Consider the following 26,150-nt stretch of genomic DNA (forward strand, 5'->3'; position numbering starts at 1 on the left):
GGGTGCTTTCTTTATTGAAAGGACAATTATGGCTTACACAGTAAATTTTAAAGAAGTTGAAACGACAGGCTTGGAAGCAAGTCCTGTCGCAGCTGTCTTGGCAGGTCTACGTGCCAACGAAGCTCGCTATTTCTGGAACAAATACAAGCAGGAGTTCGTGGTCTATAGCCCAGAGGAGAAGCCTGAAATCTTGCCCTTCATCGAGAAGGTCTTGGCAGAGCGGGACATGAACTTTCCATATACCCCGCTTAACGTAGCCCAGCTTGAAGTAGATGGCATTCTCTGGTCATTTGTCTTTTATGACAATGGCCTGGCTGTCAATGTCCTTTATACGCTTGAAGAAGGAGGCAAACGAGCGGTCGGTTTCAAATTGTCAGACGGGATTGACATTCCTAAAGAATTTGAAGGAAAATTCAAGTTTGCCCGCCAACGCTCCAAACTGGCAGGCGAAATCCGTGGAACCTTCTTTGTGGTCAAGGGTAACTATCTATAAGGTGGTCATAGAAAGTTTAGGAAAATAAAAAAGGCTGAGAATGACTTCTCTGCCTATTTTTTTACTTTGTACAATATTCTTTTTTTAAGTCCAACTTGAACCAAACGAAAACCGATGAGGCCTGTAGCACTTGCTAATGCGAGGGCAGGAAAAACAGGGATATCTAAAGCTAGATAGATATAGCTAGCAATAACTGTAATTAGGCTAAATAGAACAATATTCACAAAGAACAAGAGTTCATTGATGCGTTCTTTTTTTGCATTTTTTACCTGATAGGCTTGAACAGTTGTGTTTTTCTCTTTCGGGATATACTCTTCGTACTGGTATTCTTGGGACTGATAGTGTCTTAATGCCATATCGTCTCCTTTTCTGCCTTTTAAGAATAACATAACATTTATGAAATTTTATGTCAGCAATATTACAATATGGTTACAAGAAAATGAGAAAAGTCTGAACATTAAATTTACGGGCAGGTTATGTTTTCCAAAAATACTTTGTGATATAATTAACTTTATGGGAAAAATTATCATTACAGCAACAGCTGAAAGTATTGAACAGGTCAAGGAACTGCTTGCAGCAGGGGTTGACCGCATTTATGTTGGCGAAGCTGACCATGCTCTTCGTATTCCGACAAACTTTACTTATGATGAGTTACGGGAAATAGCAGTGCTGGTCCATGGTGCAGGCAAGGAACTGACCGTTGCCGCAAACGCCCTTATGCACCAAGACATGATGGATAACATCAAGCCCTTTATGGATTTGATGAGAGAAATCAAGGTGGACTATCTAGTTGTCGGTGATACAGGTATTTTTTATGTCAACAAGCGAGATGGTTACAATTTTAAGCTGATTTACGATACCTCTGTCTTTGTGACTTCAAGTCGCCAAATTAACTTCTGGAAAGACCATGGGGCTGTCGAAGCCGTATTGGCACGGGAAATTCCGTCGGAAGAACTATTTGACATTGCCAAAAATTTGGAAATTCCAGCGGAAATCTTGGTTTACGGTGCTTCGGTTATTCACCATTCCAAGCGAACCCTGTTACGGAATTACTATAATTTTACCAAGGCTGATGAAACTGACTTGTCACGTGGACGTGGTCTTTTCTTGGCAGAACCAAGCGACCCAGACAGTCACTATTCAATTTTTGAGGACAAGCATGGCACACATATCTTTATTAACAATGACATTGATATGATGACCAAATTGGCAGAATTAGATGAGCATGGCTATCGTAACTGGAAGTTGGATGGGATCTACTGTCCTGGTCAGAACTTTGTAGCAATTGCCAAGCTCTTTGTTCAAGCTAGAGATTTGATTGAAAAAGAGGAGTTCACCTATGATCAGGCCTTTTTGCTAGATGAGCAAGTGCGTAAGCTCCATCCAGTACAACGTGGCTTGGATACAGGTTTCTACGAATTTGACCGCAATACAGTCAAATAACTATATTTTTAGCACAATTTATTTACTTTAACCTGGCAGAGTTAGCTCTGTCACTTACTATGTAAGGTCAGAGCACGGGAACGCCTTTGGGCGATTTTCTAATCTCTGCCCTAGGTTTCCGAGTGAAACAACATCGTTTACAGTATTCTATCCTGCAAATAGAAAGAAGTTTATTATGTCAAAAACATTAAAGCGTCCCGAGGTCTTGTCACCTGCAGGGACTTTGGAAAAATTAAAGGTTGCCATTGACTATGGTGCTGATGCTGTCTTTGTCGGCGGTCAGGCCTATGGTTTACGAAGCCGTGCTGGTAATTTTACCATGGACGAGATGCGGGAAGGGATTGAATACGCCCACGCCCGTGGTGCTAAGGTCTATGTAGCGGCCAATATGGTCACCCACGAGGGTAATGAAGAAGGGGCAGGAGCCTGGTTCCGCGAATTGCGTGACATGGGCTTGGATGCCGTTATCGTATCTGACCCAGCCCTCATCGTTATTTGTGCGACAGAGGCGCCGGGACTTGAAATTCACCTGTCCACCCAGGCTTCATCGACCAACTATGAAACCTTTGAGTTTTGGAAGGAATTGGGCCTGACCCGTGTCGTCTTGGCCCGTGAAGTGACCATGGAAGAAGTAGCTGAAATCCGCAAACGGACAGACGTTGAAATCGAAGCCTTTGTCCACGGTGCCATGTGTATCTCCTACTCAGGCCGCTGCGTTCTCTCTAACCACATGAGCAAACGCGATGCCAACCGCGGTGGCTGCTCCCAGTCTTGCCGTTGGAAGTACAATCTCTACGACCTCCCATTTGGTGAGGAACGACGTTCCATTAAGGGGGAAATACCAGAGGAGTTCTCCATGTCTGCAGTGGATATGTGTATGATCGACCATATCCCAGATATGATTGAAAATGGTGTTGATAGCTTGAAGATTGAAGGCCGTATGAAATCTGTCCACTACGTGTCAACCGTAACCAACTGCTATAAGGCTGCGGTCGATGCCTATCTAGAAAGTCCAGAAAAGTTTGAAGCCATCAAGCAAGACCTGATTGACGAAATGTGGAAGGTTGCTCAACGGGAATTGGCGACAGGTTTCTACTACAGCCCACCGAGCGAAAACGAACAGCTTTTCGGTGCCCGCCGTAAGATTCCAGAATACAAATTCATCGCCGAAGTAGTGGCTTTTGACAAGGATGCTATGACTGCAACCATTCGCCAACGCAATGTCATCAACGAAGGTGACCAAGTAGAGTTTTACGGACCAGGTTTCCGCCATTTTGAAACCACTATTCAGGACTTGCATGATTCAAATGGAGAAAAGATTGACCGCGCCAACAAGCCCATGGAACTCTTAACTATTAAGCTGGACCGTGAAATCTATCCTGGTGACATGATTCGTGCCTGCAAGTCAGGTCTTATCAACCTTTACCAAGAAGATGGTCAATCATTGACTATTAGAGCATAAAATAAAAGGCTGAAGTTCAGCCTTTTGTTTGTTTTTGGGAGGTTTTTACACTTTCTGGAACCAGGGTGATTTTCTTAATATCTTGGATATTGATAATGCTGGTTACCCGACGTTTGAAATTTTTCATGATAATCCGTTGGCGTTCCTTATCGTATTTGACAATATCGCCTGTAAAACTGCGGTCGTTGTAGATAACATGAATAGCCGCTTTCTTGTAGAGGGCTAGTTCTAAATTGTTCTTAATCTCTTCCTTGCTGTCAGGCTCAATAGTCTTAGGAGCTTTGCTATTGCCCAAAAAGATATTGACCTGCTCTAAAATAACTTCCAAAAATCTCTTCATGGCATTATCCTTTCAAACTTGCTATAATTATAGTATCCAATTTTCGCAAAAATGACAAGTTTTTTCGAACAAATAAGTGAAGGAGGTAACAAATGGCAGAATTTACATTTGAAATCGAAGAAAAACTCTTGGTCCTATCTGAAAATGATAAGGGCTGGACCAAGGAACTCAATCGTGTATCATTTAATGGCGCACCAGCCAAGTATGATATCCGTACCTGGAGCCCTGACCACACTAAGATGGGCAAGGGGATCACGCTTAGCAATGAAGAATTCCAAGTTCTCTTGGATGCATTTGCTAATAAATAAAAGAAGCCTAAGCGAAAAAGGCTTCTTTTTTTGTGATAGGTTGGAGGAGACGGTGGCAGACAGTAACTAAGGTAATTTTTGCCAAATCTGGCAGGATAAAGGGTAGAACCGTCCATGCCAATGTATCTGACCAGCTAGCACCTGAAACAAACTTAAAGACCAAACAGCCTAAAAGGAAGCAACTTGCTGTTCCGAGAAGGCAAGCTGAGAAAACAGTCACAGGTGAGGAAGTTGACTTGGTGAGGGCAGAAGTGATTGCAGCATAGACTAGGAAGCCCCATAAAAAGCCTGCTGTTGGTCCCACGAGAGCAGCAAATCCACCTGAAAATCCAGCAAAGACGGGAAGGCCGATAGCGCCTAGAGTTAGATAAAGGGCTAAACTTGCAATGGCTTCTTTCGGCTTGTATAAACAAGCTACTAAGCCGATAGCTAAGGTTTGTAGGGTAAAGGGAACAGGTCCGATAGACAGGCTGACTTGTGACAGGGCAGCAATGATAGCTGTTCCGATAGCGATGTAAACAAGAGATTTCGTAGAATGGTTTGTCATTTTGTTATCCTTTTTATTTTTTTAGGTTAACAAAATTATAGACATTCTAGCCGTGAAAGTCAATGCTTCTGCCATCGGCTGTCACAGTGTTATAGTTTTTATTTATGGGAGTAGATAGAAAATATATATTAGTAGAGTTACTTGTTTCATGTTAGAATAATAAAAAAAAAGAAAGCGAGAATTGCCATGTCAGAACTACTTGAAATTTACCAGACCCTTAAATCTAAAACCTGGGTGGACTTGACCCATCAAATCAATGAGAATAGCCCGCATTTTCCAGCTCTTCCAGCCTTGGAGAAAAAGGCCTTGTTTACTCACAAAGATGGATTCTTTGTTGAACAATTTACGGTTGTCGGCCAATACGGTACCCATATCGATCCGCCTATTCACTTTGTAGAAGGGGCTCGCTATCTAGATGAAATTGACTTGAAAGACTTGCTCTTACCTCTCTATGTGATTGATAAGTCGGAGGCAGTTGCAGCCAATAATGACTACGAGATTACCAAGCAAGATATTCTGGATTTTGAGGTTGAGCATGGTCCAATTGCACCTGAATCTTTTGTTGCTTTTCGTTCAGATTGGTCAAAACGTTGGCCAAGTCAGGATGCTGTGCGAAACTTGGATGACCAAGGGGTACAACATACACCAGGTTGGAGCCACGAGGCCTTGCAATACTTGATTGAAGAGCGTAAGGTAAAAGCGGTTGGACATGAAACTCTGGATACGGATTCTGGTCTATCGGCTGCCAAGCATGGTGGCAGCTTGCCAGAAGAATACTATCTCTTGTCCAAAGACATCTATCAACTAGAAGTATTGAATAATTTGGACCAAGTACCAGCAACAGGAGCCTTGATTTCTATTGCCTTTCCACATTGGGAAAAAGCTTCGGGTTCGCCAGTGCGTGCCGTTGCTATTTTACCTTAGAGAAAAAGCCGGACAGTGTACTTACCTACACTTGTCTGGCCTTTTTTTCTTAATACTCAATGAAAATCAAAAGCAGACTAGGCGACGCAGATGCAGATAGAACTGAAGTTCATCAAATCAAGTCAACAACGTTTACTTTTGATTTTCGAAGAGTATTAACGCATAGTAACGAATTCTTCTGAGCCAGTTGGGTGGATGGCTACAACGGCATCAAATTCTTCCTTGCTTGCTCCCATCTTGATGGCAACTGAGAAACCTTGAATCATTTCATCGACACCATAGCCAATTCCGTGTAAACCGACGACCTGTTCATTCTCGCCAACTGTGACCAACTTAAACTTAGCCATTTGGCGATTGTTTGCTAGAGCTGTGTACATGGAAGTAAAGGCTGAAGTATAGACTTTTACCTCTTCTTGACCGTATTGGGCGATGGCTTCTTCTTCGGTTAAGCCAACTGTTCCGATAGCAGGATGAGAAAAAACAACAGTAGGAATGTTTGTATAATCCATTTTTGCATTCGGTTTATTGTTGAAGAGGCGTTCTGCCAATAAGCGACCAGCCTTGATGGCTACGGGTGTCAACTCTTTTTCACCTGTCACATCACCAAGAGCATAGATGCCAGGGACACCAGTTTCTTGGTATTCATCCACAGCGATATGCCCAGACGGTGTTAGTTGCACACCAGCTGCTTCAAGATTGAGCTGCTTCACATTTGGTTTACGACCAATTGCCCAGAGAACCTCTTGGGCAGTATGGCTACTTCCATCTTCAAAGTTAATTTGAATAAGACCGTCCTCTGTTTTTTCAAGGCTGACCGGTGTTTTTCCTGTATGGAGAGGAAGATTGGTCCGCTCCATTTCTTCCATAAGAGCTTGGATGATATAGCTATCGAAGTTGCGAAGAGGTCGATTGCCACGAACAAAGAGGTCAGTTTGGACACCTAATCCGTGGAGAAGTCCAGCCATTTCCACAGCGATATAGCCGGCTCCAATAACTGCCACAGAAGTAGGTAATTCTTCCCAGGCAAAGACGTCATCAGATACAATACCAAGTTCATTTCCTGGAATGTTTGGCACAGCAGGCTGGGCTCCGGTTGCAATGACGATGTGTTTGGCACGAATGAGCTCACCATTGACTTCCACCGTTTGAGCATCGACAAACTTGGCAAAACCTTTGATTACTTGTACACCATTATTGTTAAAAGTATTGCCATAAGAAGTACGAGAACGTTCGATATAGGCTTCACGGTTTTTTCGCAAGGTAGCAAAATCAAATGTTACATCCTGGCTGGTAAAACCATACTCTGGTCCATAGTGATGAATAGTTTCAGCCACTTGAGAACCGTACCACATGATTTTTTTAGGAACACAGCCAAGGTTGACACAGGTTCCGCCAAGATGGCTCCCTTCAATCACAGCAGCCTTAGCCCCATAGATAGCAGCACGGTTCATAGTAGCAATACCGCCGCTGCCTCCACCAATGGCAATAATATCAAATTCTTTCATGAGTTCTTCTCCTCTAAATGATCATTATCTTCATTCTATCGTTTTTTTAGTTATCAATCAAAAATCTACTACGTTCTCTTACAAAATTGTAAGTAGGAAAAATACCGAACTTTTTGTAAAATGATTAAGAAAACACTTGCAAAAAAACGTGTATTTGTGTATTATAAAGACAATACAAAATAAATATGTTTTGAATTAGAAAAGGAGTATCATATGTTAAAGACAAAGAAGGCTAAAATTGCTTTGTTCAGTGGTCTCAGTGTTGCGGCTGTTGCCTTAATTGGTGGTGCCTTGGTATTTGGAGGCGTGCTAGGTGGCTCATCTCCTAGCGTGGAACAGACAGCGACCAGTTTGACTTATCGGATTGCTCAAGAGGGCTCAATTGCTTCATCTACCCTCTTGACAGGAACCATCTCAGCTGCGGAAGAACAGTATGTTTACTATGATGCGTCCAAGGGTGATTTGAGTGAGGTCTTGGTTGAGCCAGGCACTCAAGTAGAAGTCGGAACTCCTTTGGTTAGTTATGATGCGACAGAATTACAAGCAGCCCTAGATACAGCTGTGCGTGGTCGGGATAAGATTGGGCGTCAGATTTATGATTTAAAAAATAATGGTCAAACTGTTCAAGCAACAGGTGATGCGGCGGCAGATGAAGCAGCTACTGCAGCAGCGCAACGCTCCGTAGATTCTCAATTAGCAGATTTGAATGATTCCTATGCTGATGCCCAAGCAGCTGTGGACAAGGCCTATACAGCATTGACAGAAGCAACTATTTACAGCACTGTCGCAGGTACAGTGGTTGAGGTCAATAAATCGGTTGCCAAAAGCTCGACAACTAGCCAGACCGTTGTTCATATCGTTAACCAAGGTAGCCTACAAGTTACAGGTAATTTAACAGAATATGATTTGGCTAACATTGCAGTTGACCAAGAAGTAAAATTGACCAGTAAGGTTTATCCAGATAAGACATGGACTGGTAAGATTACCTACATTTCTAACTATCCATCGACAGAACAAGCTACAAGTGCAGTAGCAGGTGCAGGTGGTGGTTCAGGTGCCAAGTATCCTTTCAAGGCTGCCTTAACCAGTGAATTGGGTGAATTGAAGCAAGGTTTTACTGTTAATATTGAAGTTGTTAATACTACCAACCATATTTTAATTCCTGTAACAGCAGTTGTTCCAGAAGGAGATAAAAACTTTGTATGGATAATTGTGGAAGGGAAGGCTAAAAAAGTAGAGGTTACTCTTGGAAATGCGGATGCTCTTAATCAAGAGGTGACAGCAGGTATTGCAGTAGGAGATCAGGTCATCACCATTCCAACTCCAGACCTTGAAGAAGGAAAAGAGGTTGAAGCCTATGAAGAACCAGCTAATTAGATTAACCAATATAAATAAATCCTATAAAAACGGTGACCAAGAACTTCGTGTCCTCAAAGATATCGATTTAGAGGTGGAAGAAGGTGAGTTTCTTGCTATAATGGGACCATCTGGTTCAGGGAAATCCACCCTGATGAATATTATCGGGCTTTTGGACCGGTCTACAACCGGTAACTATTGGTTGGAAGGAGAAGAAGTTAGTCAACTGTCTGAGAAGAAATTAGCTTCCGTTCGTAATGACCAAATTGGTTTCGTCTTCCAACAATTCTTCTTACTTTCTAAACTCAATGCTCTTCAAAATGTCGAGTTACCTTTGATTTATGCAGGGGTTCCAGCCAATCAACGGAAAAAATTAGCCAAACGTTATTTGGAAAAAGTGGAGTTGGCTGAGCGGATGACTCACCTGCCATCTGAGTTATCAGGTGGACAGAAACAAAGGGTGGCTATTGCGCGTGCCCTGGTCAATACACCAGCTATTATCTTGGCGGATGAGCCAACAGGTGCCTTGGATTCCAAGACAGGCCAACAAATTATGGAACTCTTAACAGAGTTGAATAATGAAGGCAAGACTATTATCATGGTCACCCATGAACCTGAAATTGCTGCCTATGCCAAACGTAAAATCGTTTTGCGTGACGGTATCATTACCGAAGATAGTCGAAGGGAGGATGTGTAGATGGAAAATTGGAAATTTGCCCTAAAATCTATCCTAGCCCACAAAATGCGTTCTCTCTTGACCATGTTAGGTATTATCATCGGTGTGGCTTCAGTTGTTATCATTGTAGCTTTAGGGACTGGGGTGTCTAAGAGATTCGAAAAGGCCTTGGCAGGCGATCAGAATAATGTTCAGGTCTATTTTACGCCTTTTGTTGGAACAGAAGAACGAACCCAAGGTGCATTTACCTACACAGTTCCTGGCGAGGCTTCTGAAGAACAGGAGCCAGATGTAACCGACACAATGTTAAAGGGACTTTTGGAAATCGATGGGCTCAGTGGCTACTACATTAGTGCTTCAAGTACCTCTACTGTAGCAGCGGGCAATGCGCAAGCTGATAATGTCTTTATTACTGGTGTTAGTCAATCCTATTTTGGTATTAAAGAGTTGGAGATTTTGGGTGGCCGTCGCTTCACGGCTAACGATTACAGCCGCTTTTCCCGCATTATCATGTTGGATGTAGCTCTGGCAGAGAAACTCTTCGGTTCACAAGAATCGGCACTCAACCAAGTAGTGAGTGTCAATGCCAATTCTTACCTTGTAGTTGGTGTTTACAAAGATCCCAAAGCAGGTACTTCCCTCTATGGATTCAACTCTGGAGGAAATGCCATTATGACCAATACACAGCTGGCTGCTGAAATGGGGACTAAAGAAAATAGTGGTCTGTATGTTCATGTGGAAGATCTGAGCAGAGCTGCTGAGGTTGGTCAGGCTGCCGCAGCATACCTGACTAACATAACAGGTCTGAAGGAAGCTCGCTATGACATCTATGACATGTCCGCTATGTTGGATACCTATAGGACTGAAATGGCAGGGGTTACCATGTTTATCGGTTCCGTTGCAGGAATTTCACTTCTTGTAGGTGGTATCGGTGTTATGAACATTATGCTGGTATCTGTTACTGAGCGGACCCGTGAAATCGGTCTTCGTAAAGCTCTAGGAGCAACTCGTGGGAATATCCTTATGCAGTTCTTGATTGAAGCCATGGTATTGACTACCTTGGGTGGTGCTATTGGATTGATGATTGCTCAAACAATTGTATTTATTCTCAATACCACCAAAGCCATGGGACCAAATATGACGGCTGAAATTTCCCTTCCGGCTGTTCTAGGAAGTTTAGCCTTCTCAGCAGTAATTGGTATTGTCTTTGGTGTTCTACCAGCCAGCAAGGCTTCTAAGTTGGATCCGATTGAGGCCTTACGTTACGAATAATTTGATGAAACGATTAGGTTCTCCTAGTCGTTTTATTTTTTTTGAGCAAAGGTCTTGACTTTATCACTAATTAGAGATAAAATAAACTCATCAATTAAGAAATAGTGATTTCAAAGGAGAACACATCATGGTAGAATTAGGTATTTCAACATTTGGCGAAACAACCCCTCTTGAAAAGACAGGTGAAACTTACAGCCACGACGAGCGGATTCGTCAACTGGTTAAAGAGATTGAGCTAGCTGATGCGGTGGGTCTGGATGTCTATGGGATTGGGGAGCATCACCGCGAAGATTTTGCAGTTTCTGCACCTGAGATTGTGCTGGCAGCTGGTGCTGTCAATACCAAGCATATTAAGTTAACATCAGCAGTTTCTATCCTTTCCTCCATGGACCCTGTAAGGCTCTATCAGCAGTATACCACCATTGATGCTTTGTCAAATGGCAGAGCTGAAATCATGGCGGGTCGTGGTTCCTTTACTGAGTCCTTCCCCTTGTTTGGTTATGATCTCCATGACTATGAAGAACTCTTCGATGAAAAGTTGGACATGCTTTTGGAAATCGACAAGGAAACCAATCTCAAGTGGGATGGGCATTTTACCCAGTCAGTCGATAATAAGCCAGTCTATCCACGTCCTGTACAGGAAGATTTTCCAATCTGGGTCGCAACTGGCGGCAATGTAGAATCCACCATCAAGATTGCCAAGAAAGGCCTACCAATCGTTTATGCTGTCATTGGTGCAGGTGCCCATCGCTTTAAACCACTGGCAGATGCCTATCGTAAGGTAGCTCGCAACTCAGTTCACGATCCGAAGAAAACAAAGGTTGCAGCCCATTCTTGGGGTTGGATTGCAGACGATCATAACAAGGCTGTGGAAGAATATTATCATCCGACCAAGGTGATTACAGATAATATTGCTAAAGACCGTCCACATTGGAGCGAGATGACCAAGGCGCAATATCTCTACTCCCTAACAGACGAAGGGGCAACCATCGTCGGAGATCCAAAACGAGTCGCTGAAAAAATTATTAAGACCATTGAAACGCTTGACTTGGACCGTTTCTTCCTCCACTTGCCACTTGGATCTATGCCACATGAAGATGTCCTCCGTGCCATCGAACTCTACGGAAAAGAAGTTGCACCAATTGTCCGAGAATATTTTGCGAAGAAAGAAGAAAATCAGTCCCAAGACTGATGAGATAAAAAGGAGGGGACTTGATAACAGCTTCACTTCACTAAAGTGGAGGTAACATCTCAGCGCAGTGGTTGATTGGAAGATTTGTTCGTGTTTTACACTCCACATCTTCCTAATCAACTGTGCGGGGGTGGGAAGACGAACTCACTATGATTATTTGAGGTCTGTCCCACCCCCAATCCTAAATATTTTTCATAATCTCCTGAAAATCCTGACCCTGTGGTTGGGATTTTTTGCATGCAAAAACACTCTTGGAAGTTCCAAGAGTGTTTTAAGTAATGGTGTTAAACAGTTTGTAATTTTTATTTCATCTTCGGGAGTGACAAGGTCTAGCAGACCTTTTCAGCCAATCGCCAAGAAACTTGAAAGCGATTGGAACATCCTAGTGAAAACAATCCTAGCAAGCTACTGTTTCTTATTTCATCGTCGGAAATAGGAGCACATCTCGAATAGTAGTGGTATCTGTCAGTAGCATGCAGAGGCGGTCAATACCGATTCCAAGTCCACCTGTTGGTGGCATACCGTATTCGAGGGCTTCGATGTAGTCGTAGTCAACGCCTGTCGCTTCGTCGTCACCGAGTTCTTTAGCCTTGGCTTGGGCTTCGAAGCGTTCTAATTGGTCGATTGGGTCATTCAATTCTGTAAAGGCATTTCCGTATTCCTTGGTCATGATGAAGAGCTCAAAGCGGTCTGTGAAGCGTGGGTCTTCATCGTTTTTCTTAGCCAGTGGAGATACGGCTACTGGGTGACCATAGACAAATGTTGGTTGGATAAGAGTTGCTTCAACGTATTCTTCAAAGAAGCTGTTGATGATTTGACCAACTTCTGTATGGTGTTTTTCCACAGGGACCTTGTGCTCAGCTGCTAGGGCTTTTGCTTCCTCGAAGCTCATATCTTGCCAGAAGTCCACGCCAGTTTGTTCCTTAATGGCATCAACCATGTGGATACGTTTGAACGGTTCGTGGATATTGATGACAGTATCCTGGTAAGTCACAGGGCCATCGCCGACAACCGCCTTGGCAGTGTGTTGGATAATGCCTTCTGTCAAGTCCATAATGTCCAAGTAATCCGCATAAGCTTGGTAGACCTCGATTGACGTGAACTCAGGGTTGTGAGTCGCATCCATGCCTTCGTTACGGAAGATACGTCCGATTTCATAAACGCGTTCCATACCGCCGACAATCAAGCGTTTGAGGTGGAGTTCGGTCGCGATACGAAGCACCATGTCAATGTTTTGGGCATTGTGGTGGGTGATGAATGGACGGGCTGCCGCACCACCAGCTTCGTTGTGAAGGACAGGTGTTTCCACCTCCAAGAAACCAAGTCCGTCAAGGTAACGGCGGATTTCTGAGATGATTTTTGAGCGGGTCACAAAGCGGTCAAAGCTTTCACGGTTGGTAATCAAGTCCAAATAACGTTTGCGGTAGCGGGTTTCGATGTCTGTCAATCCGTGGAATTTTTCTGGCAATGGGCGGAGCGCTTTAGACAGGTGAGTTAACTTGCGAGCATGGATAGACAACTCACCAACATTTGTCTTGAAGACATCCCCCTCGACACCGATAAAGTCACCAAGGTCTGCTTTTTTGAAGATTTCATAGTTTTCTTCTCCAACATCATCCTTACGAACGTAGATCTGAATTTGGCCTTCGCGGTCTTGAATGTGGGCAAAGCCAGCCTTACCCTTACCTCGCTTGGTCATGATACGGCCTGCGATGATCGCTGTTTGTCCCAATTCTTCCAAGTCTTCTTTTGATTTGTCTTCGTATTGGGCCTTCAATTCAGCTGAGTTGGCAGAACGCTCAAAGCGTTTCCCAAATGGGTCAATTCCCTGTTCAGCAAGGGCCGTCATTTTTTCACGACGGACAATCTGTTGGTCATTTAATTCTTCAAAATGTTCAGTTGACATAAAATTTTCATTCCTCCAAAGTCTGTTCTTTCTATTTTATCATAGAAAAGGGAAAAAATCAGCAAAAAGAAAGCAGGTAACTGCTTTCTTAGTGAGATTTGTAGCTGGTATCATTCCAAGCCAGTTCGGTAAAGTGTTCAAAGTCTCTCGTTTCCAAAATGCTTATGGAAGCATTATCCAAGCCACCGCGGTGACGGAGCTGGGCGGGTGTAAATCCGAGCAGTCGGTGGATGGAAGCGGTTAGAAAGGCACCGTGGCTGACGATGAGGACTGTTTCCATGTCTTGTTCTTTCAGCGATTGGACAAAGTCCACCATTCGTTGAGTTACCTGGAGAACGCTCTCAGCATCAAATAGGTCATTGTTAAAAAGAGCTAGATTATGTTTGAGAGCCTGTGCTTGCTTGGGATAGATGGCACGAAAAATTGACATCTTGCTTCCTTCCAATTTTCCAAAACTCCATTCCCGTAATTGAGGGCTAGTCTGGACGGTTTGACAATATCGATTGGCTTTGGCAATCTGTTCAGCAGTGATTGTTGCACGTTGTAAATCACTAGAATAAATAGCATCAAAAGGCAGGTCTGCCAAGTGTTTTCCTAGCAATTCCAGCTCTTCAAAAGCTTGTGGCAAGAGAGCAGAATCCCCAGAAGCGCCTTGGAAACGGCCTTCTAAATTCCATTCAGTCTTTCCATGACGGACAAAATAGATTTTCAAGCCTAGTCCCTCCCCTCAATCAAATCGGCAAAGTCAGCCTTTACAAAATCAGCTAAAACCTGGCTATCGATTTTTATCGAACGACCAATTTCACCTGCTGAGACAATCAAGTGACCGAGTTCAAGGGCAGATTGGTCAATGTAGATTGGGAAGTTGTGCTTCTGACGAATACCCACGGGATTGTTGGCACCGTGAACATAGCCAGTTGTCTTTTCCAAGTCTTTTTGTGGAATCATGCTGACTTTTTTATTGCCAGAGATCTTGGCTAATTTTTTCTCAGACAGGTGTTCTGTGATTGGGATAATGCCGATAATTGGTCCTGTCTTATCACCTGTTAATGCCAGCGTTTTGTATATATCTTTTTCTTCAATTCCTGGTGGTAGTTGGCCATCGAGGGCATTTAAAACAAGGCTATCATGATCGATCTTAGCCTTGTCTAAAATTTGGTCCACCAAGGTTTTCTTTATTTTAACCTTTTTAGCCATTATTTATATTTTTCCTCAAGTTTGCTCATCCAAAGTCCTAGCCATGTTCCCAAAATGAAGAGAACCACAGCGGAAATCCATGTACCAAATCCTGCGCCAGCATAGGAAATAGCTTCTTCATTGCCAGCTTGCGGAATTAAAATCAAGAGGGTAGATGATAAAACAATTCCGATGATGAAGTGGTAAACGCGTGAATGGTAAGCCTTTAAAGCATGATCCATAGCTTTTGAGAATAGGACCATTGCTAAGGCTCCCCCAATAGCAATTGGCAAGAAGGTCCCCAATAAATCAAGTGATTTGAACCCATTGAGCATTGGCGTGTAAATGCCCAAAATTAGCAAGAGGTTTGACGGGCTAAGTCCAGGAACAAGAATACCTAGCGCAATCAAGGCACCTGCCAAGACAAAACTTGCAAAGTTTGCAGGAAGAGTTCCTACAAGGCTATTTAAGTTATAGAGCAAGAGCCCAGAAACCACAAAGGTACCAATCAACCAAGCCCAATCAAGGCTATCTCGTTGACTTTTCAGTGTTGACTCCTTAACCAAGCTGGGAATGGTTCCGACGATTGCTCCTGCAAAGGCCCACAAAACAGGCACTTGAAAATGCTGCAACAAAAATTCAACAGGGAATGAAAAGAGAGCTATCCCCAAAATACCACCGATTCCGACAGGTACAAAGAAAAGAAAGTTTTCCTTAAAATCCTTGCGAATATTGGCCAAAAATCCAATTAAGCGTTCGTAAATTCCAAGGATAGCAGCCAGTACTCCCCCAGAAACACCAGGTAAGATAAAGCCAAGGGCGATAATCATACCTTTAATTATTCTTGCAATCCAAGAAGCCATAATGTCCTCCAAATGTATTTATAATGTCCCCATTATAGCACAAACCAAGTGAAAATATTCAAAAAGAGTGCCTGAAAGACAAAATCTCACAGGCACGATTTATTACATACGATAAAAACTTGGTCTAGCTTTATAGAGTAAAATGAGTAGGGCACAAGCAATGATGGTCGAAGGAAGAATATAGCTGATATTGTAAGTAAAAGAATAGAGCCAGACAGGTGTACCAGCAGGGGCATAGTCAGCATAGAAGATAATTCCAGAGAGGAAGGTGGCAAGCAGTCGAATGCTGCCTCCTAGAAGACTCGCCAGACTAATGACAAGAGTGGCTTGTTTTAGCTCTTTTTGTTTGGTGAGGAAGGGAGCCAAGAATCCTGCTAATCCAATTCCTGCATAGGAGAGGGCATAGTCAAGGAAGACTTGGAAGACATTCAGAAAATAACCGCCATAGAAGAGTTGAACAGTGCCTACAATCCCACCTGTAAGAATGCCGATACTCCATCCATGACGTAGGGAAAGAAAAAGAATAGGTAGCATAACGAGAGAAACAGAGCCACCTTGTGGCATGGTAAAGAGAGGGAATTTGTCAAAGACCAGGGCAATGGCAGAGAAAATAGCTACTTCAGCTAACACACGCATTTTGGATGGAAACATAAAAATACTCCTTTGTTTAGTGGACAAAGGAGTGTTTATAGTGGACAGAGTAACCGTCTATAAAGCACACAATCCCTACGCTAGTTCTAACTAGATCAGGTTCGAGGATTTCGCAAAAGCGATCTCAGCCGAAGCACTCCTTTGTGTATATGAAATTAGTAATAGTCTATCATTTTATTATGGGGTTGTAAATAGTTTTTGATATACTTCATTAGGATCTTTTAGGGTTGTGATAAGATTGAGGTCTAAATGATGGGCAAAGCCATTGACATAACCTCGAGATGTATATTGGTGTAAGTCGTAGTCGAGATCAGTATTTGGAGCAGCATTGTAGTAGCCAGAGTCGTCCCCGTAAGTTGGTATCCAGATGGCATCAAACTTGTCCACATTAATACTATGGTCCTCCATGAAATAGGTTCCGATATAGATACCGATATTCTTAGCACCTAGGGTTTCCAACTCCTTGCGGAAGGCTTCTACCCCAGCATTCATATCATTCATGGTGTATTCTTCTACGTCTAACCAATAAAAAGTAGGGTTGTATTGGTTGGCAGCCTTATAGAAACTACGAGCCTCTTCCTTCATATTTTCAATGCTGTTACCTGTTACATAGGCATAGACTGCAACTGGGATATTGCGAGCTTGAAACTCTTTGATATGGGTTGCAAAAGACTTATCTAGTCCATTCTTGTCAGTGGCTGTATTTTCACTCTTGGTATGTGAACCACTCTGAATACGGACGATGGCACCAGAAATATTCTGGCTTAGTGTGTCGTAATCAATCTCGGATGGTCTTTGCCAGGCTGAAACGTCAATGATTGGTTTCATTTCAAGGGCATTGGTGATATGATAGCTAGGCTTTGTTCCTGATTTTTTCGAGCTGGAGCTAGCAGTTGTACTTGATTGGGCTGTTACGGTTTCTTTCTTATTGGCAGTATTTCCCAGAACACCAGTTATGGAAATTAGAATAAAAAAAGATAGGAAAAAACCAATAACAACCATTGGATTTATTTTCTTTCTCATCCCTATTATTTTATCTTAAATAGCAAAAAAAATCAAAAAAATAATATTGAAAAGAGGATGTGAGGTAGATACTATTGACAAATGAGCTATAATAGGGTAGTCTAAAGTTATATGGGTAAAAATCATGATACAGTGAAACGCTTGAGTAGAATAGTACTATTAACTTCCTTAACCATCGTGTTACGGATTGTTTTTGGTGCTTTTCCAAATATTAAACCCTTGACAGCAATATTCCTTGTCAGTCTTTCTTTTATGGGATTGATGGATGCTTGGCTGGTTATGACCTTAACCATGGTTGGAAGTGGTCTTCTCTTTGGTTTTGGACCGGTAGTCCTGTGGCAAGTGCTTAGCTTCGGTCTAGTCCAACTGCTTTGGTGGTGCTTGGTGAGGCCTTTGGTGAACAAGGAGCGATTGTCTATCTGGCTACAGTCCTTGCTAGCTGCTCTATTGGTCTATGTTTATGGCCTGATTATTAGTATCTTGTCTGCTTGGCAATTTGGTCTGTCACCTCTTATCTTCTGGTTCAATGGTTTATTCTTTGATAGCCTTCATGCGATTTCGACTTTCTTGTTCTATCCCATTATTGACTACATTTTTAGGAGATTTTATAAATGAAACGAATACTTCTTATTGTTACATTTCTTATGACAATGGTTCTAGCTGCTTGTCAGGCAAATCCTGTAGAACAAGCTGAAACCAAGATAACAGTCACTTTGCAAATTACCAAAGACGGTAAAACAGCTAGTCAGGAAGTAGTGGCTGAGCAGGGCGATAGTGTCATGGATGTTTTAGAGGACTACCATCAAGTAGAAGAAGATAATGGCATGGTAACAGCTATTGATGGTGTTAGTCAAAATCCAAGTACTAATACCTACTGGATGTATAAAATCAATAATCAAATGGCAGACAAGGGGGCAGAAGAGCTGAAACTAGCTGCTGGCGATACGATTGAATTTTATCTTGAAACATTTGAATAATGGAAGGAGGGGAGGTCCCCTCTTTTTTGTGCTAAGGTAGATTTCCGAAAGATGTCTTTACTTTATAGACCCTACTGGGTAATTTATAGTAAAGTATGCTATAATAGAACCCAGTACTCGAAAGAAGGTTGGATTAGAAATGAAGATTGACAAACGGCAGTTATTGAACTATTCCATTCTCATTCCCTATCTAATTTTATCTGTGATAGGGTTGATAATCGTCTATTCAACAACCAGTGCCACGCAAATTATCAATGGAGGGAACCCTTTTAGAACAGTCATTAACCAGTCGCTTTTCTGGGGTGTCAGCCTCTTTGCAATTTACACGATTTACCGTATGAAATTAAGCTTTTTGAGAAGGAAGGCTGTCATTTACTCAGTTATTTTATTCGAGGTGTTTCTCTTAGCTATTTCTCGATTGTTTCCGCCTATCAATGGGGCCCACGGTTGGATTCCCTTGCCTGGAGCTGGTAATTTGCAGCCTGCCGAATACCTCAAGTTGATTATCATCTGGTATTTGGCCCACGAATTTGCCAAACAGCAGGCTGATATTCGGACCTATGACTACCAGGCTTTAATACAGGGGAGCTGGATTCCTAGAGAATTCACTGATTGGCGCGTGGTCAGCCTCCTCTTGTTAGCCATGGTAGCGACCTTGCCTGACTTGGGAAATGCTACCATTGTCGTCTTGATTATGGTGATTATGATTAGTGTCAGTGGTATTGCTTATCGGTGGTTTTTGACAGCGGTTTTGAGTATCGTTGCAGTGTCAGGCTTTGTTCTAGGAACAATCTTTATTCTTGGTGTTGAAACAGTTGAGAAAATTCCTCTGTTTGGCTATATCGCCCGTCGTTTCGCAGCCTTTTTTGACCCTTTTGGCAATGCCACGGGGGCAGGGTTGCAGTTGACCCATTCCTTCTATGCCATGAGTAATGGTGGCTGGTTGGGTCGCGGTTTGGGTAACTCCATTGAGAAAAAGGGATATCTACCAGAAGCGCAGACAGACTTTGTGTTTTCCATTGTGATTGAAGAGTTGGGATTTGTAGGTGCTAGCTTGATTTTGGCCCTGCTTTTCTTCCTCATCATTCGCATTATCATTGTAGGTGTTCGTGCCCGCAGTCCATTTAATTCCATGATGGCCTTGGGTGTGGCAGGAATGCTTCTCATTCAGACCTTTGTCAACATTGGTGGAATTGCAGGTATTATTCCTGCGACGGGAGTGACCTTCCCCTTCCTATCGCAAGGAGGGTCTAGCCTACTCATTATTTCGATTGGCATTGCCTTTGTCCTCAATATCGATGCCAATGAGAAGCGTAAATTGATTGAAGAAGAGATTGAACGGACAATCGGCTAAATAAGGAAAGAGAGTAGAAATGTCTATCCAAAAACTAGAAAACTATAACAATAAAAAAACCATTCAGGAAGAAATTGCGATTTTAACGACTATCCTTGAAGAAGTAGCGGCCCAGATGATGCCCCAGGAAACCTTCAAGAAGATTATTGAATTGTCCCAGCTTTCTCGTGAGGATGATTACCAGTCCTTGATTGCGATTATTGGTCAATTAAATAACGAAGAATTAGCAGTCATTTCTCGTTACTTCGCTGTCCTTCCTTTGCTGATTAACATTTCAGAAGATGTGGATTTGGCCTATGAAATCAACCACCAGAATAATATCGACCAAGATTATCTTGGGAAAATCTCAACGACGATTGACATGGTGGCCAAGCAGGAAAATGCGGCAGAAATTTTGGAAAAACTCAATGTTGTTCCCGTTTTGACAGCCCATCCAACCCAGGTGCAACGTCAATCTATGTTGGACTTGACCAAACATATCCATGAGTTGCTTCGTCGCTACCGTGATGTCAAAATGGGTTTGCTGAACAAAACTAAGTGGGAAGACCAACTTCGTTGCTACATTGAAATCATCATGCAAACGGATATGATTCGCGAGAAGAAGTTGAAGGTAACCAACGAAATCACCAATGTCATGGAATACTACAATTCTTCCTTTATCAAGGCTGTGACCAAGTTACAAGGTGAGTACAAGCGCTTGGCTGCAGAAAAAGGCATTGAGCTTAACAATCCTCGCCCCATTACCATGGGCATGTGGATCGGTGGTGACCGAGATGGCAATCCATTTGTAACGGCAGAAACACTGAAATTGTCAGCCTTGACCCAGTGTCAAGTCATCATGAACTACTACGATGAGCAACTCCATAAACTTTACCGTAATTTCTCTCTCTCAACTTCCATCGTGAAGGTTTCGACAGCTGTCAAACTATTGGCTGAAAAATCAGAGGATAGTTCAGTCTATCGGGAAAATGAACCTTACCGTCGTGCCTTCCATTATATTCAGATGAAATTGGCCAATACGCGCGATTACTTGGTGGATAATAAGCCTTCTGATGTCCGCTACGCCAATGTCACTGAATTTAAAGAAGACTTGCTTGCGATAAATCAGTCTTTGATTGATAATAAGGCAAGTGCTTTGATCAAGGGTGATTTGACAGAATTGCTGGAAGCAGTGGAGGCCTTTGGTTTCTACCTGGCAAGTATTGATATGCGTCAGGACTCTTCTATTCACGAGGCAAGTGTTGCAGAGCTCTTGGCTTCAGCCCGCATTGTCGAAAATTACTCTAGTTTGTCTGAGGAAGCAAAATGCCATGTTCTCTTGAAACAGTTAGAAACAGATCCGCGCATTCTTTCTGCCACCCATGTTCCTAAGTCGGAGCAGTTGCAAAAAGAGTTGGCTATTTTTGCAGCAGCCCGTGAATTGAAAGACAAACTTGGTGAGGAGATCATCAAACAACACATTATCTCTCATTCTGAGAGTGTGTCTGACCTCTTAGAACTCGCGGTCCTCTTGAAAGAAGTTGGCTTGGTCGATATGGACAAGGCGCGTGTGCAGATTGTTCCACTTTTTGAAACCATCGAGGACTTGGACAATGCTTCAGCAACCATGCGCCAATACCTGCAACTTGATTTGGCTAAACGTTGGATTGCGGGCAATAAATATTATCAAGAAATCATGCTAGGCTACTCGGATTCCAATAAGGATGGAGGCTATCTCTCATCTGGTTGGACACTCTACAAGGCTCAGAATGAATTGACACAAATCGGTCAAGAATTTGGTGTTCATATTACCTTCTTCCATGGTCGTGGTGGTACCGTTGGTCGTGGTGGCGGTCCATCCTATGATGCCATTACTTCACAACCATTTGGTTCCATCAAAGACCGCCTTCGTCTGACAGAGCAAGGCGAAGTAATTGGTAATAAATATGGCAACAAGGATGCTGCTTACTACAATTTGGAAATGCTGGTGTCAGCAACTCTTGACCGCATGATTACCCAAATGATTACCAATCCAAATGAGATTGATGGTTACCGTGAAACCATGGACGCCATTGTGGCGGATAGCTACTCAATCTATCGTGACTTAGTCTTTAACAATCCTCATTTCTACGATTACTTCTTTGCAGCAAGTCCAATTCGTGAGGTATCTAGTCTAAATATCGGTTCTCGTCCAGCAGCTCGTAAGACGATTACGGAAATTGGTGGACTTCGTGCCATTCCTTGGGTATTCTCATGGTCGCAAAACCGTGTCATGCTTCCTGGTTGGTACGGAGTAGGCTCCAGCTTTAAACGCTTTATTGACAAAGACCCAGCCAACTTAGCAAAATTACAGAAAATGTATGAAAGCTGGCCATTCTTCCGTTCACTCCTATCGAATGTTGACATGGTTCTGTCCAAATCCAACATGAACATTGCCTTTGAGTATGCGAAAATGTGTGAGAGCGAAGAAGTAAGAAATATCTTCCATATTATCTTAGATGAATGGCAGTTGACCAAGGATGTTATCCTGTCTATTGAGCAAAATGATGCCTTACTAGCAGAACTTCCTTTCCTCAAAGCCAGTCTAGACTACCGTATGCCATATTTCAACGTCCTCAACTATATTCAGATTGAACTGATTAACCGCCTTCGTCGTGGAGAACTCAGTAAGGAACAAGAAAACCTCATCCACATCACCATCAACGGTGTGGCGACAGGTTTACGAAATTCTGGTTAATCTTATTTAAGCAACTTCTTCGGAGGTTGCTTTTTTAATACGGTAAAGGATATAATATTTTTAAAAAATGTGTAACCAAATAGAATTCCATTCGTTATATTAGTGAAAGGAGGAGATGAGCATCAAATTAGATGAATATGAAAAAGAAGTCATCGGCATTGCCGAGGAGATTTCCTACTACCTGCAAAAATCAGGCGCCACATTTGCAGATAGTCAGGATATAGCCCAAGATGTACTAGTGAAAATCTTAGAAGCAGAACTTGTCCTTCCTTTTGACAAATTACGAGCCTGGCTTTATCGTTCGGCAGTTAGAGCCTACATCGACAAATACAGGAGGGACAAGCACTATCATGAAATTCTACAAAGGGAATTTTTTGCCAGCGAAAAGGTTTTGGTTTATGACCAAGATGGTTATGAAGAACTCTATCAGGCAGTAGCAGACCTGCCAACCAAGTATCAGCATGTCATTGACCTTTATTATTTTCAGGATATGAGTGTCAAAGAGATTGCCCATATCTTAGGATATAGTCAGAGTTTGGTGAAAATCAATCTTTACCGCGGTCGAAAACTTCTAGCAAAAAACTTAAAAGAGAAAGGGTATGAATATGAAAACTTTTGAAATTGCAACAAAGAAAAGTAAGAAAAAACACTTATGGAAAACGGTTGGTCTATCTATATTAGGGCTCTTGCTGATAACGGGAGCGACCTTGAAGACCTTACAGATTTTGACTGCCAATAATGGTGAAAAAATCTATCAAGAACACGAATTATTGTCACAAGTTGCCTATCCAAACATTGAATACTCAACCTACTATTATAAAGCGACCTCTCTATTTGCTGGAGCTGTCCATGCAGATCGCCACAAAGACTTGGCAGGGGTTCCAGTTGCCTTTGGTGACTATGAATACCACTATGATTGGTTGGGAACGTATTTGAATTTTTCTCAAGATGGTCCTTCTTATAAAGGAGAGATTGCCTATGATCGTCAAACCTGGTCAAAACTCCCTCTCTTCTATAATACGGAGAAAGTTGACACAGATGACTTTGCAAGGGTTCCAAGTCAAGAACTTTCTTTAGTGAAAGACATGTCCAATCAGCTAGTAGAAGTAGCCATCACTTTTGACAAAAAATATAGTTTTGGAGACTTGCAGACCATGCTTCCTCAAAATTTGAAAAAGAATTGGTACTGGATTGGAACAGCTTCTAAGGAGAACACAGCTGATTTTCGCATTGATCAGTTGTTTGGTTTTCAAGGAGAGGCTCTAAAGGTTTATGAACCAGATGCTGAATTACCAACAGAAGCAGCTGCATGGAATCCTTTAGCACCTATGAAAAAAATGGCTGAACAGTATAATCATTATATAGGGGAATACGCACTCGTCACAGATGTCAAAACTTTCTTGGACAAATTTGGTAAAACGGACTTCTCTAAACAAGAAGAGATTGATAAGCTAGAATTTGCAGGCATTATCCTAACAGGCAGAGCAGAAGACTTTGCACAGTTGGAGGGTAAGGACTGGATTTATGCGTCTAGTATTGGTGCTTCAACTCCAAATCAACCCTACTATCGATTAGATTTCGAATAGCAGATGGCTAGTACCTTGTTTGAAGTGTATTCAGACAAGGTTTTTATATTTTGAAGAAAATTAAAAAATATCTTATTTTTCATCATTTTTTTGTATTTTTTGCGAATAGTATAGATAGGGGAGATAAATATTTCTTTCTCGGTACAAATGTTACAAAAATATTACAAATGTTACAATTTTTACTTGTTTTATGACATGGATAAGTATATAATATAAGTGAAAAGGATAACAGAAAGGTAGGATATGATTTATGCGTCGCACAAGATTTGGTCAAGAAAAACAAAATTTTTCTATTCGTAAGTATTCTCTAGGTGCTGCTTCAGTACTGATTGGAACCAGTTTGGTCTTTGGGCTACAGGATGTAAAGGCTGATGAGCAAGTAGGGACAGTTGCATCAAGTAACCTACCGCTGGTACAAGTGGAAGAGAAAAGCTTGGCTGATAAGCCAAAGTCTGAACCTGTTCAGCTTACAGATGAGACACAGAAGGTTGCTAGCCAGATAGAGGGACAAGTATCTGCTGTGGAGACAAATCAGACTAGCCCGAATCTGACTTCGAAAAGTCAAGTTTCTTCAGAAACTACAAGTCAAGAAAAGCCTAGCAGTACTACCAGTCAGGAATCTCCTGTTCAGCTACCACCTGTAGTGGAGACTGCACAAGCTACACCAATAGCCACGGCTACACCTGCCGCTCCATTATCACTTCAAGGTCAATACGTTTATGAAAAAGAAATAGCAGTCAGAAATCAACCAAGTCAATCTGCTCCAGTAGCCTTTTATGCACAGGTAGGCGACAAGGTCAACTACGACAAGGTTGTTCAAGCAGAGAACCATCAATGGATTTCCTATGTAAGTTATAATGGTACTCGTCGTTATGTGGATTTAGGTCAACTAACCGGCTCAACAGCTGTTAATAAAGTCACAGAAAAACCAGTTGAGGCACCAAAAGTATCTCAACCAACCGGTCACTTAACCATTCAGAATCAAACTGCTACAAGTTTTGAAGTGGAAGTATCCAATGTTACCGATAGTAAGGGCATCAAAGCTATCAAAGTACCAGTCTGGGCAGAACAAAATGATCAAAACGATATTATCTGGTATGATGCCGTCAAACAGTCCAACGGGAACTACAAGGTAGCAGTATCCTTGTCAGACCACAAAAATGAACAAGGAGTTTACCATGCCCACCTCTATTATGTAGAAAATGATGGACAACTGGTAGGTGTAGCTATTACACAGACCAAGGTAACGATATCAGGGGCTAGCCAAACAACACAGGTAGAAAAAATTGCCGATCAAGGCACCTATCACTTTACCAAACAGACTGCAGTAAAAAATGAAGCAAAAGAAAGTGCAGCAACCCAATTTACCTTTGAAAAAGGAGAAAAAGTAAATTACGATAAAAAAATTGAATCAGAAGGTCATCAGTGGATTTCTTATTTGTCTTATAGTGGTGTTCGGCGTTACATTGATTTAGGAAAGATTTCAAATTCGACATCAACTAGTGCCAGTCAACCTGTAGCCCCCCAGGCGAACACCCCGACAGGACAATTGACTATCCAAAATCAGACCGAAACAGGTTTTGATATCGAGGTATCCAATGTATCAGATAGTCATGGAGTCAAAGCAGTGAGAGTGCCAGTCTGGTCAGAGCAGGGAGGACAAAATGACCTTGTATGGTACGATGCAGTTAGACAATCCAACGGTACCTATAAAGTTTCCGTTTCCCTGGCGCAACACAAGAATGAACAAGGAGTTTACCATGCCCACCTCTACTATGTGGAAAATGATGGAAAAATGGTCGGTGTAGCCACAACTCAAACCAAAGTATCAGTTGCGAGTCCTTCCCAAGTGAAACGGGTAGAGAAATTAGCAGACCAAGGAACCTATCATTTTATCAAACAGGCTGCTGTAAAAAATGAAGCTAAGGGAGGTGCAATAACACAGTTCACCTTTGAAAAAGGAGAGAAAGTCAATTACGATAAAAAAATAGAATCAGATGGTCACCAGTGGATTTCTTATCTATCTTATAGTGGTATTAGACGTTATGTTGATTTAGGAAAAATAGAAACAGCCTCTGTTCCTCTAGTAACTACTCAATCTCCTTCTCCAGCAAATATAGTAGAGAAACAGGAGGGGGAAAAAGATACTCTTTCTCAGAGTGGCAGTTACACCTTTACTAAAACTGTTCCGGTAAAAAATAAGGCAGAGAATCAGTCTCCAACTCAATTTGAATTCACGACAGGAGATAAGATCAACTACGATAAAATTATTGAGTCAGATGGCTCACGTTGGCTGTCCTATGTATCTTACAGTGGTACCCGTCGGTATGTGAAAATTAGCAATTAAAGAAAGCAGAGTATTATAGAGATTGACTCGTTG

26 protein-coding genes and 1 riboswitch are annotated in these 26,150 nt (G+C 42.2%); of the genes, 16 read left to right on the forward strand and 10 right to left on the reverse strand.

From position 1 onward, the window contains the following. Positions 1-28 precede the first annotated feature (28 nt). Entirely contained in the window at positions 29-493 is a 465-nt protein-coding gene (locus PW220_RS02560) for a DUF8821 family protein (protein ID WP_172028206.1), read from the forward strand. A 53-nt stretch (positions 494-546) separates the two neighbouring features. Here PW220_RS02560 and PW220_RS02565 read toward each other — a convergent pair whose 3' ends face one another. After that, positions 547-849: a DUF3270 domain-containing protein gene (locus tag PW220_RS02565; protein ID WP_172091044.1), complete on the reverse strand. Its 303-nt coding sequence runs from the start codon at positions 847-849 to the stop codon at positions 547-549. A 157-nt stretch (positions 850-1,006) separates the two neighbouring features. On the opposite strand from PW220_RS02565, the gene PW220_RS02570 reads away from it, so the two are divergent. Then, entirely contained in the window at positions 1,007-1,936 is a 930-nt protein-coding gene (locus tag PW220_RS02570; RefSeq protein ID WP_105118695.1) for a peptidase U32 family protein, read from the forward strand. Between the two features lie 175 nt (positions 1,937-2,111). After that, positions 2,112-3,398, forward strand: a complete 1,287-nt coding sequence (locus PW220_RS02575; RefSeq protein ID WP_105113556.1) for a peptidase U32 family protein — start codon at positions 2,112-2,114, stop codon at positions 3,396-3,398. 16 nt (positions 3,399-3,414) lie between these two features. On the opposite strand, the gene PW220_RS02580 is transcribed toward PW220_RS02575, so the two are convergent. Then, the gene (locus tag PW220_RS02580; protein ID WP_105113557.1) at positions 3,415-3,738 is read right to left on the reverse strand and encodes a hypothetical protein; all 324 of its coding nucleotides are present in this window, start codon (positions 3,736-3,738) and stop codon (positions 3,415-3,417) included. Positions 3,739-3,830: 92 nt separating this feature from the next. On the opposite strand from PW220_RS02580, the gene PW220_RS02585 reads away from it, so the two are divergent. Further along, on the forward strand, positions 3,831-4,046 hold the full coding sequence (locus tag PW220_RS02585) for a YdbC family protein (RefSeq protein WP_004194749.1): 216 nt from the start codon (positions 3,831-3,833) through the stop codon (positions 4,044-4,046). Positions 4,047-4,053: 7 nt separating this feature from the next. On the opposite strand, the gene PW220_RS02590 is transcribed toward PW220_RS02585, so the two are convergent. After that, positions 4,054-4,593 (reverse strand): biotin transporter BioY, encoded by a 540-nt coding sequence (locus PW220_RS02590; protein ID WP_248054774.1) that lies wholly within the window; start codon positions 4,591-4,593, stop codon positions 4,054-4,056. Between the two features lie 186 nt (positions 4,594-4,779). On the opposite strand from PW220_RS02590, the gene PW220_RS02595 reads away from it, so the two are divergent. Then, the gene (locus PW220_RS02595; RefSeq protein WP_248054772.1) at positions 4,780-5,517 is read left to right on the forward strand and encodes a cyclase family protein; all 738 of its coding nucleotides are present in this window, start codon (positions 4,780-4,782) and stop codon (positions 5,515-5,517) included. Between the two features lie 155 nt (positions 5,518-5,672). On the opposite strand, the gene gorA is transcribed toward PW220_RS02595, so the two are convergent. Then, the gene (gene gorA / locus PW220_RS02600; RefSeq protein WP_248054770.1) at positions 5,673-7,022 is read right to left on the reverse strand and encodes a glutathione-disulfide reductase; all 1,350 of its coding nucleotides are present in this window, start codon (positions 7,020-7,022) and stop codon (positions 5,673-5,675) included. Between the two features lie 213 nt (positions 7,023-7,235). On the opposite strand from gorA, the gene PW220_RS02605 reads away from it, so the two are divergent. From PW220_RS02605 to PW220_RS02620, 4 genes are all read left to right on the forward strand, one after another. Continuing rightward, positions 7,236-8,399, forward strand: a complete 1,164-nt coding sequence (locus PW220_RS02605; RefSeq protein ID WP_248054768.1) for an efflux RND transporter periplasmic adaptor subunit — start codon at positions 7,236-7,238, stop codon at positions 8,397-8,399. Next, positions 8,380-9,075 carry an ABC transporter ATP-binding protein gene (locus tag PW220_RS02610; RefSeq protein ID WP_172049648.1) on the forward strand — a complete coding sequence of 232 codons (696 nt, stop codon included), beginning with the start codon at positions 8,380-8,382 and terminating at the stop codon, positions 9,073-9,075. Before PW220_RS02605 ends, PW220_RS02610 begins: the two co-directional genes overlap by 20 nt. Beyond that, positions 9,076-10,326: an ABC transporter permease gene (locus PW220_RS02615; RefSeq protein WP_248054765.1), complete on the forward strand. Its 1,251-nt coding sequence runs from the start codon at positions 9,076-9,078 to the stop codon at positions 10,324-10,326. Between the two features lie 127 nt (positions 10,327-10,453). After that, positions 10,454-11,518 carry an LLM class flavin-dependent oxidoreductase gene (locus PW220_RS02620; RefSeq protein WP_248054763.1) on the forward strand — a complete coding sequence of 355 codons (1,065 nt, stop codon included), beginning with the start codon at positions 10,454-10,456 and terminating at the stop codon, positions 11,516-11,518. A 415-nt stretch (positions 11,519-11,933) separates the two neighbouring features. On the opposite strand, the gene lysS is transcribed toward PW220_RS02620, so the two are convergent. The 6 genes from lysS to PW220_RS02650 form a co-directional block, all read right to left on the reverse strand. Further along, positions 11,934-13,424 (reverse strand): lysine--tRNA ligase, encoded by a 1,491-nt coding sequence (gene lysS / locus PW220_RS02625; protein ID WP_248054761.1) that lies wholly within the window; start codon positions 13,422-13,424, stop codon positions 11,934-11,936. 88 nt (positions 13,425-13,512) lie between these two features. Further along, complete coding sequence (locus tag PW220_RS02630; protein ID WP_248054759.1) at positions 13,513-14,136, reverse strand: histidine phosphatase family protein; 624 nt, start codon at positions 14,134-14,136, stop codon at positions 13,513-13,515. A 2-nt stretch (positions 14,137-14,138) separates the two neighbouring features. Continuing rightward, positions 14,139-14,621, reverse strand: a complete 483-nt coding sequence (locus PW220_RS02635) for a YbaK/EbsC family protein (RefSeq protein WP_248054755.1) — start codon at positions 14,619-14,621, stop codon at positions 14,139-14,141. After that, a complete protein-coding gene (locus PW220_RS02640) occupies positions 14,621-15,463 on the reverse strand; it encodes a DUF368 domain-containing protein (protein WP_248054754.1) in 843 nt (280 codons plus the stop codon). Before PW220_RS02640 ends, PW220_RS02635 begins: the two co-directional genes overlap by 1 nt. Before the next feature lie 102 nt (positions 15,464-15,565). Further along, positions 15,566-16,114 (reverse strand): energy-coupled thiamine transporter ThiT, encoded by a 549-nt coding sequence (thiT, locus tag PW220_RS02645; protein WP_248054753.1) that lies wholly within the window; start codon positions 16,112-16,114, stop codon positions 15,566-15,568. Positions 16,115-16,169: 55 nt separating this feature from the next. Further along, positions 16,170-16,265, reverse strand: a riboswitch (TPP riboswitch). A gap of 26 nt (positions 16,266-16,291) precedes the next feature. Beyond that, the gene (locus PW220_RS02650; RefSeq protein WP_105124675.1) at positions 16,292-17,137 is read right to left on the reverse strand and encodes a glycoside hydrolase family 25 protein; all 846 of its coding nucleotides are present in this window, start codon (positions 17,135-17,137) and stop codon (positions 16,292-16,294) included. 132 nt (positions 17,138-17,269) lie between these two features. Here PW220_RS02650 and PW220_RS02655 point away from each other — a divergent pair, with 132 nt between their 5' ends. The 7 genes from PW220_RS02655 to PW220_RS02685 all read left to right on the forward strand — a co-directional run bounded on the left by PW220_RS02655 (position 17,270) and on the right by PW220_RS02685 (position 26,117). Then, positions 17,270-17,752 carry a hypothetical protein gene (locus tag PW220_RS02655; RefSeq protein WP_316716463.1) on the forward strand — a complete coding sequence of 161 codons (483 nt, stop codon included), beginning with the start codon at positions 17,270-17,272 and terminating at the stop codon, positions 17,750-17,752. Beyond that, positions 17,749-18,114, forward strand: a complete 366-nt coding sequence (locus tag PW220_RS02660; protein WP_172024324.1) for a DUF4430 domain-containing protein — start codon at positions 17,749-17,751, stop codon at positions 18,112-18,114. Before PW220_RS02655 ends, PW220_RS02660 begins: the two co-directional genes overlap by 4 nt. Before the next feature lie 139 nt (positions 18,115-18,253). Next, positions 18,254-19,468 carry a cell division peptidoglycan polymerase FtsW gene (gene ftsW, locus PW220_RS02665; RefSeq protein WP_248054746.1) on the forward strand — a complete coding sequence of 405 codons (1,215 nt, stop codon included), beginning with the start codon at positions 18,254-18,256 and terminating at the stop codon, positions 19,466-19,468. 19 nt (positions 19,469-19,487) lie between these two features. Continuing rightward, a complete protein-coding gene (gene ppc / locus PW220_RS02670) occupies positions 19,488-22,184 on the forward strand; it encodes a phosphoenolpyruvate carboxylase (RefSeq protein ID WP_248054745.1) in 2,697 nt (898 codons plus the stop codon). Positions 22,185-22,299: 115 nt separating this feature from the next. Then, positions 22,300-22,803, forward strand: coding sequence for an RNA polymerase sigma factor (locus PW220_RS02675; RefSeq protein ID WP_248054743.1), 504 nt, complete (start codon positions 22,300-22,302; stop codon positions 22,801-22,803). After that, positions 22,784-23,770 (forward strand): anti sigma factor C-terminal domain-containing protein, encoded by a 987-nt coding sequence (locus PW220_RS02680; RefSeq protein WP_238139145.1) that lies wholly within the window; start codon positions 22,784-22,786, stop codon positions 23,768-23,770. The genes PW220_RS02675 and PW220_RS02680 overlap by 20 nt, the downstream gene beginning before the upstream one ends. Positions 23,771-24,020: 250 nt before the next feature. Next, a complete protein-coding gene (locus PW220_RS02685) occupies positions 24,021-26,117 on the forward strand; it encodes an SH3 domain-containing protein (protein ID WP_248054741.1) in 2,097 nt (698 codons plus the stop codon). Positions 26,118-26,150: the final 33 nt, after the last annotated feature.

Source organism: Streptococcus sp. 29892, from assembly GCF_032594935.1.
In the GTDB taxonomy this organism is placed as follows: Bacteria; Bacillota; Bacilli; order Lactobacillales; family Streptococcaceae; genus Streptococcus; species Streptococcus hyiners.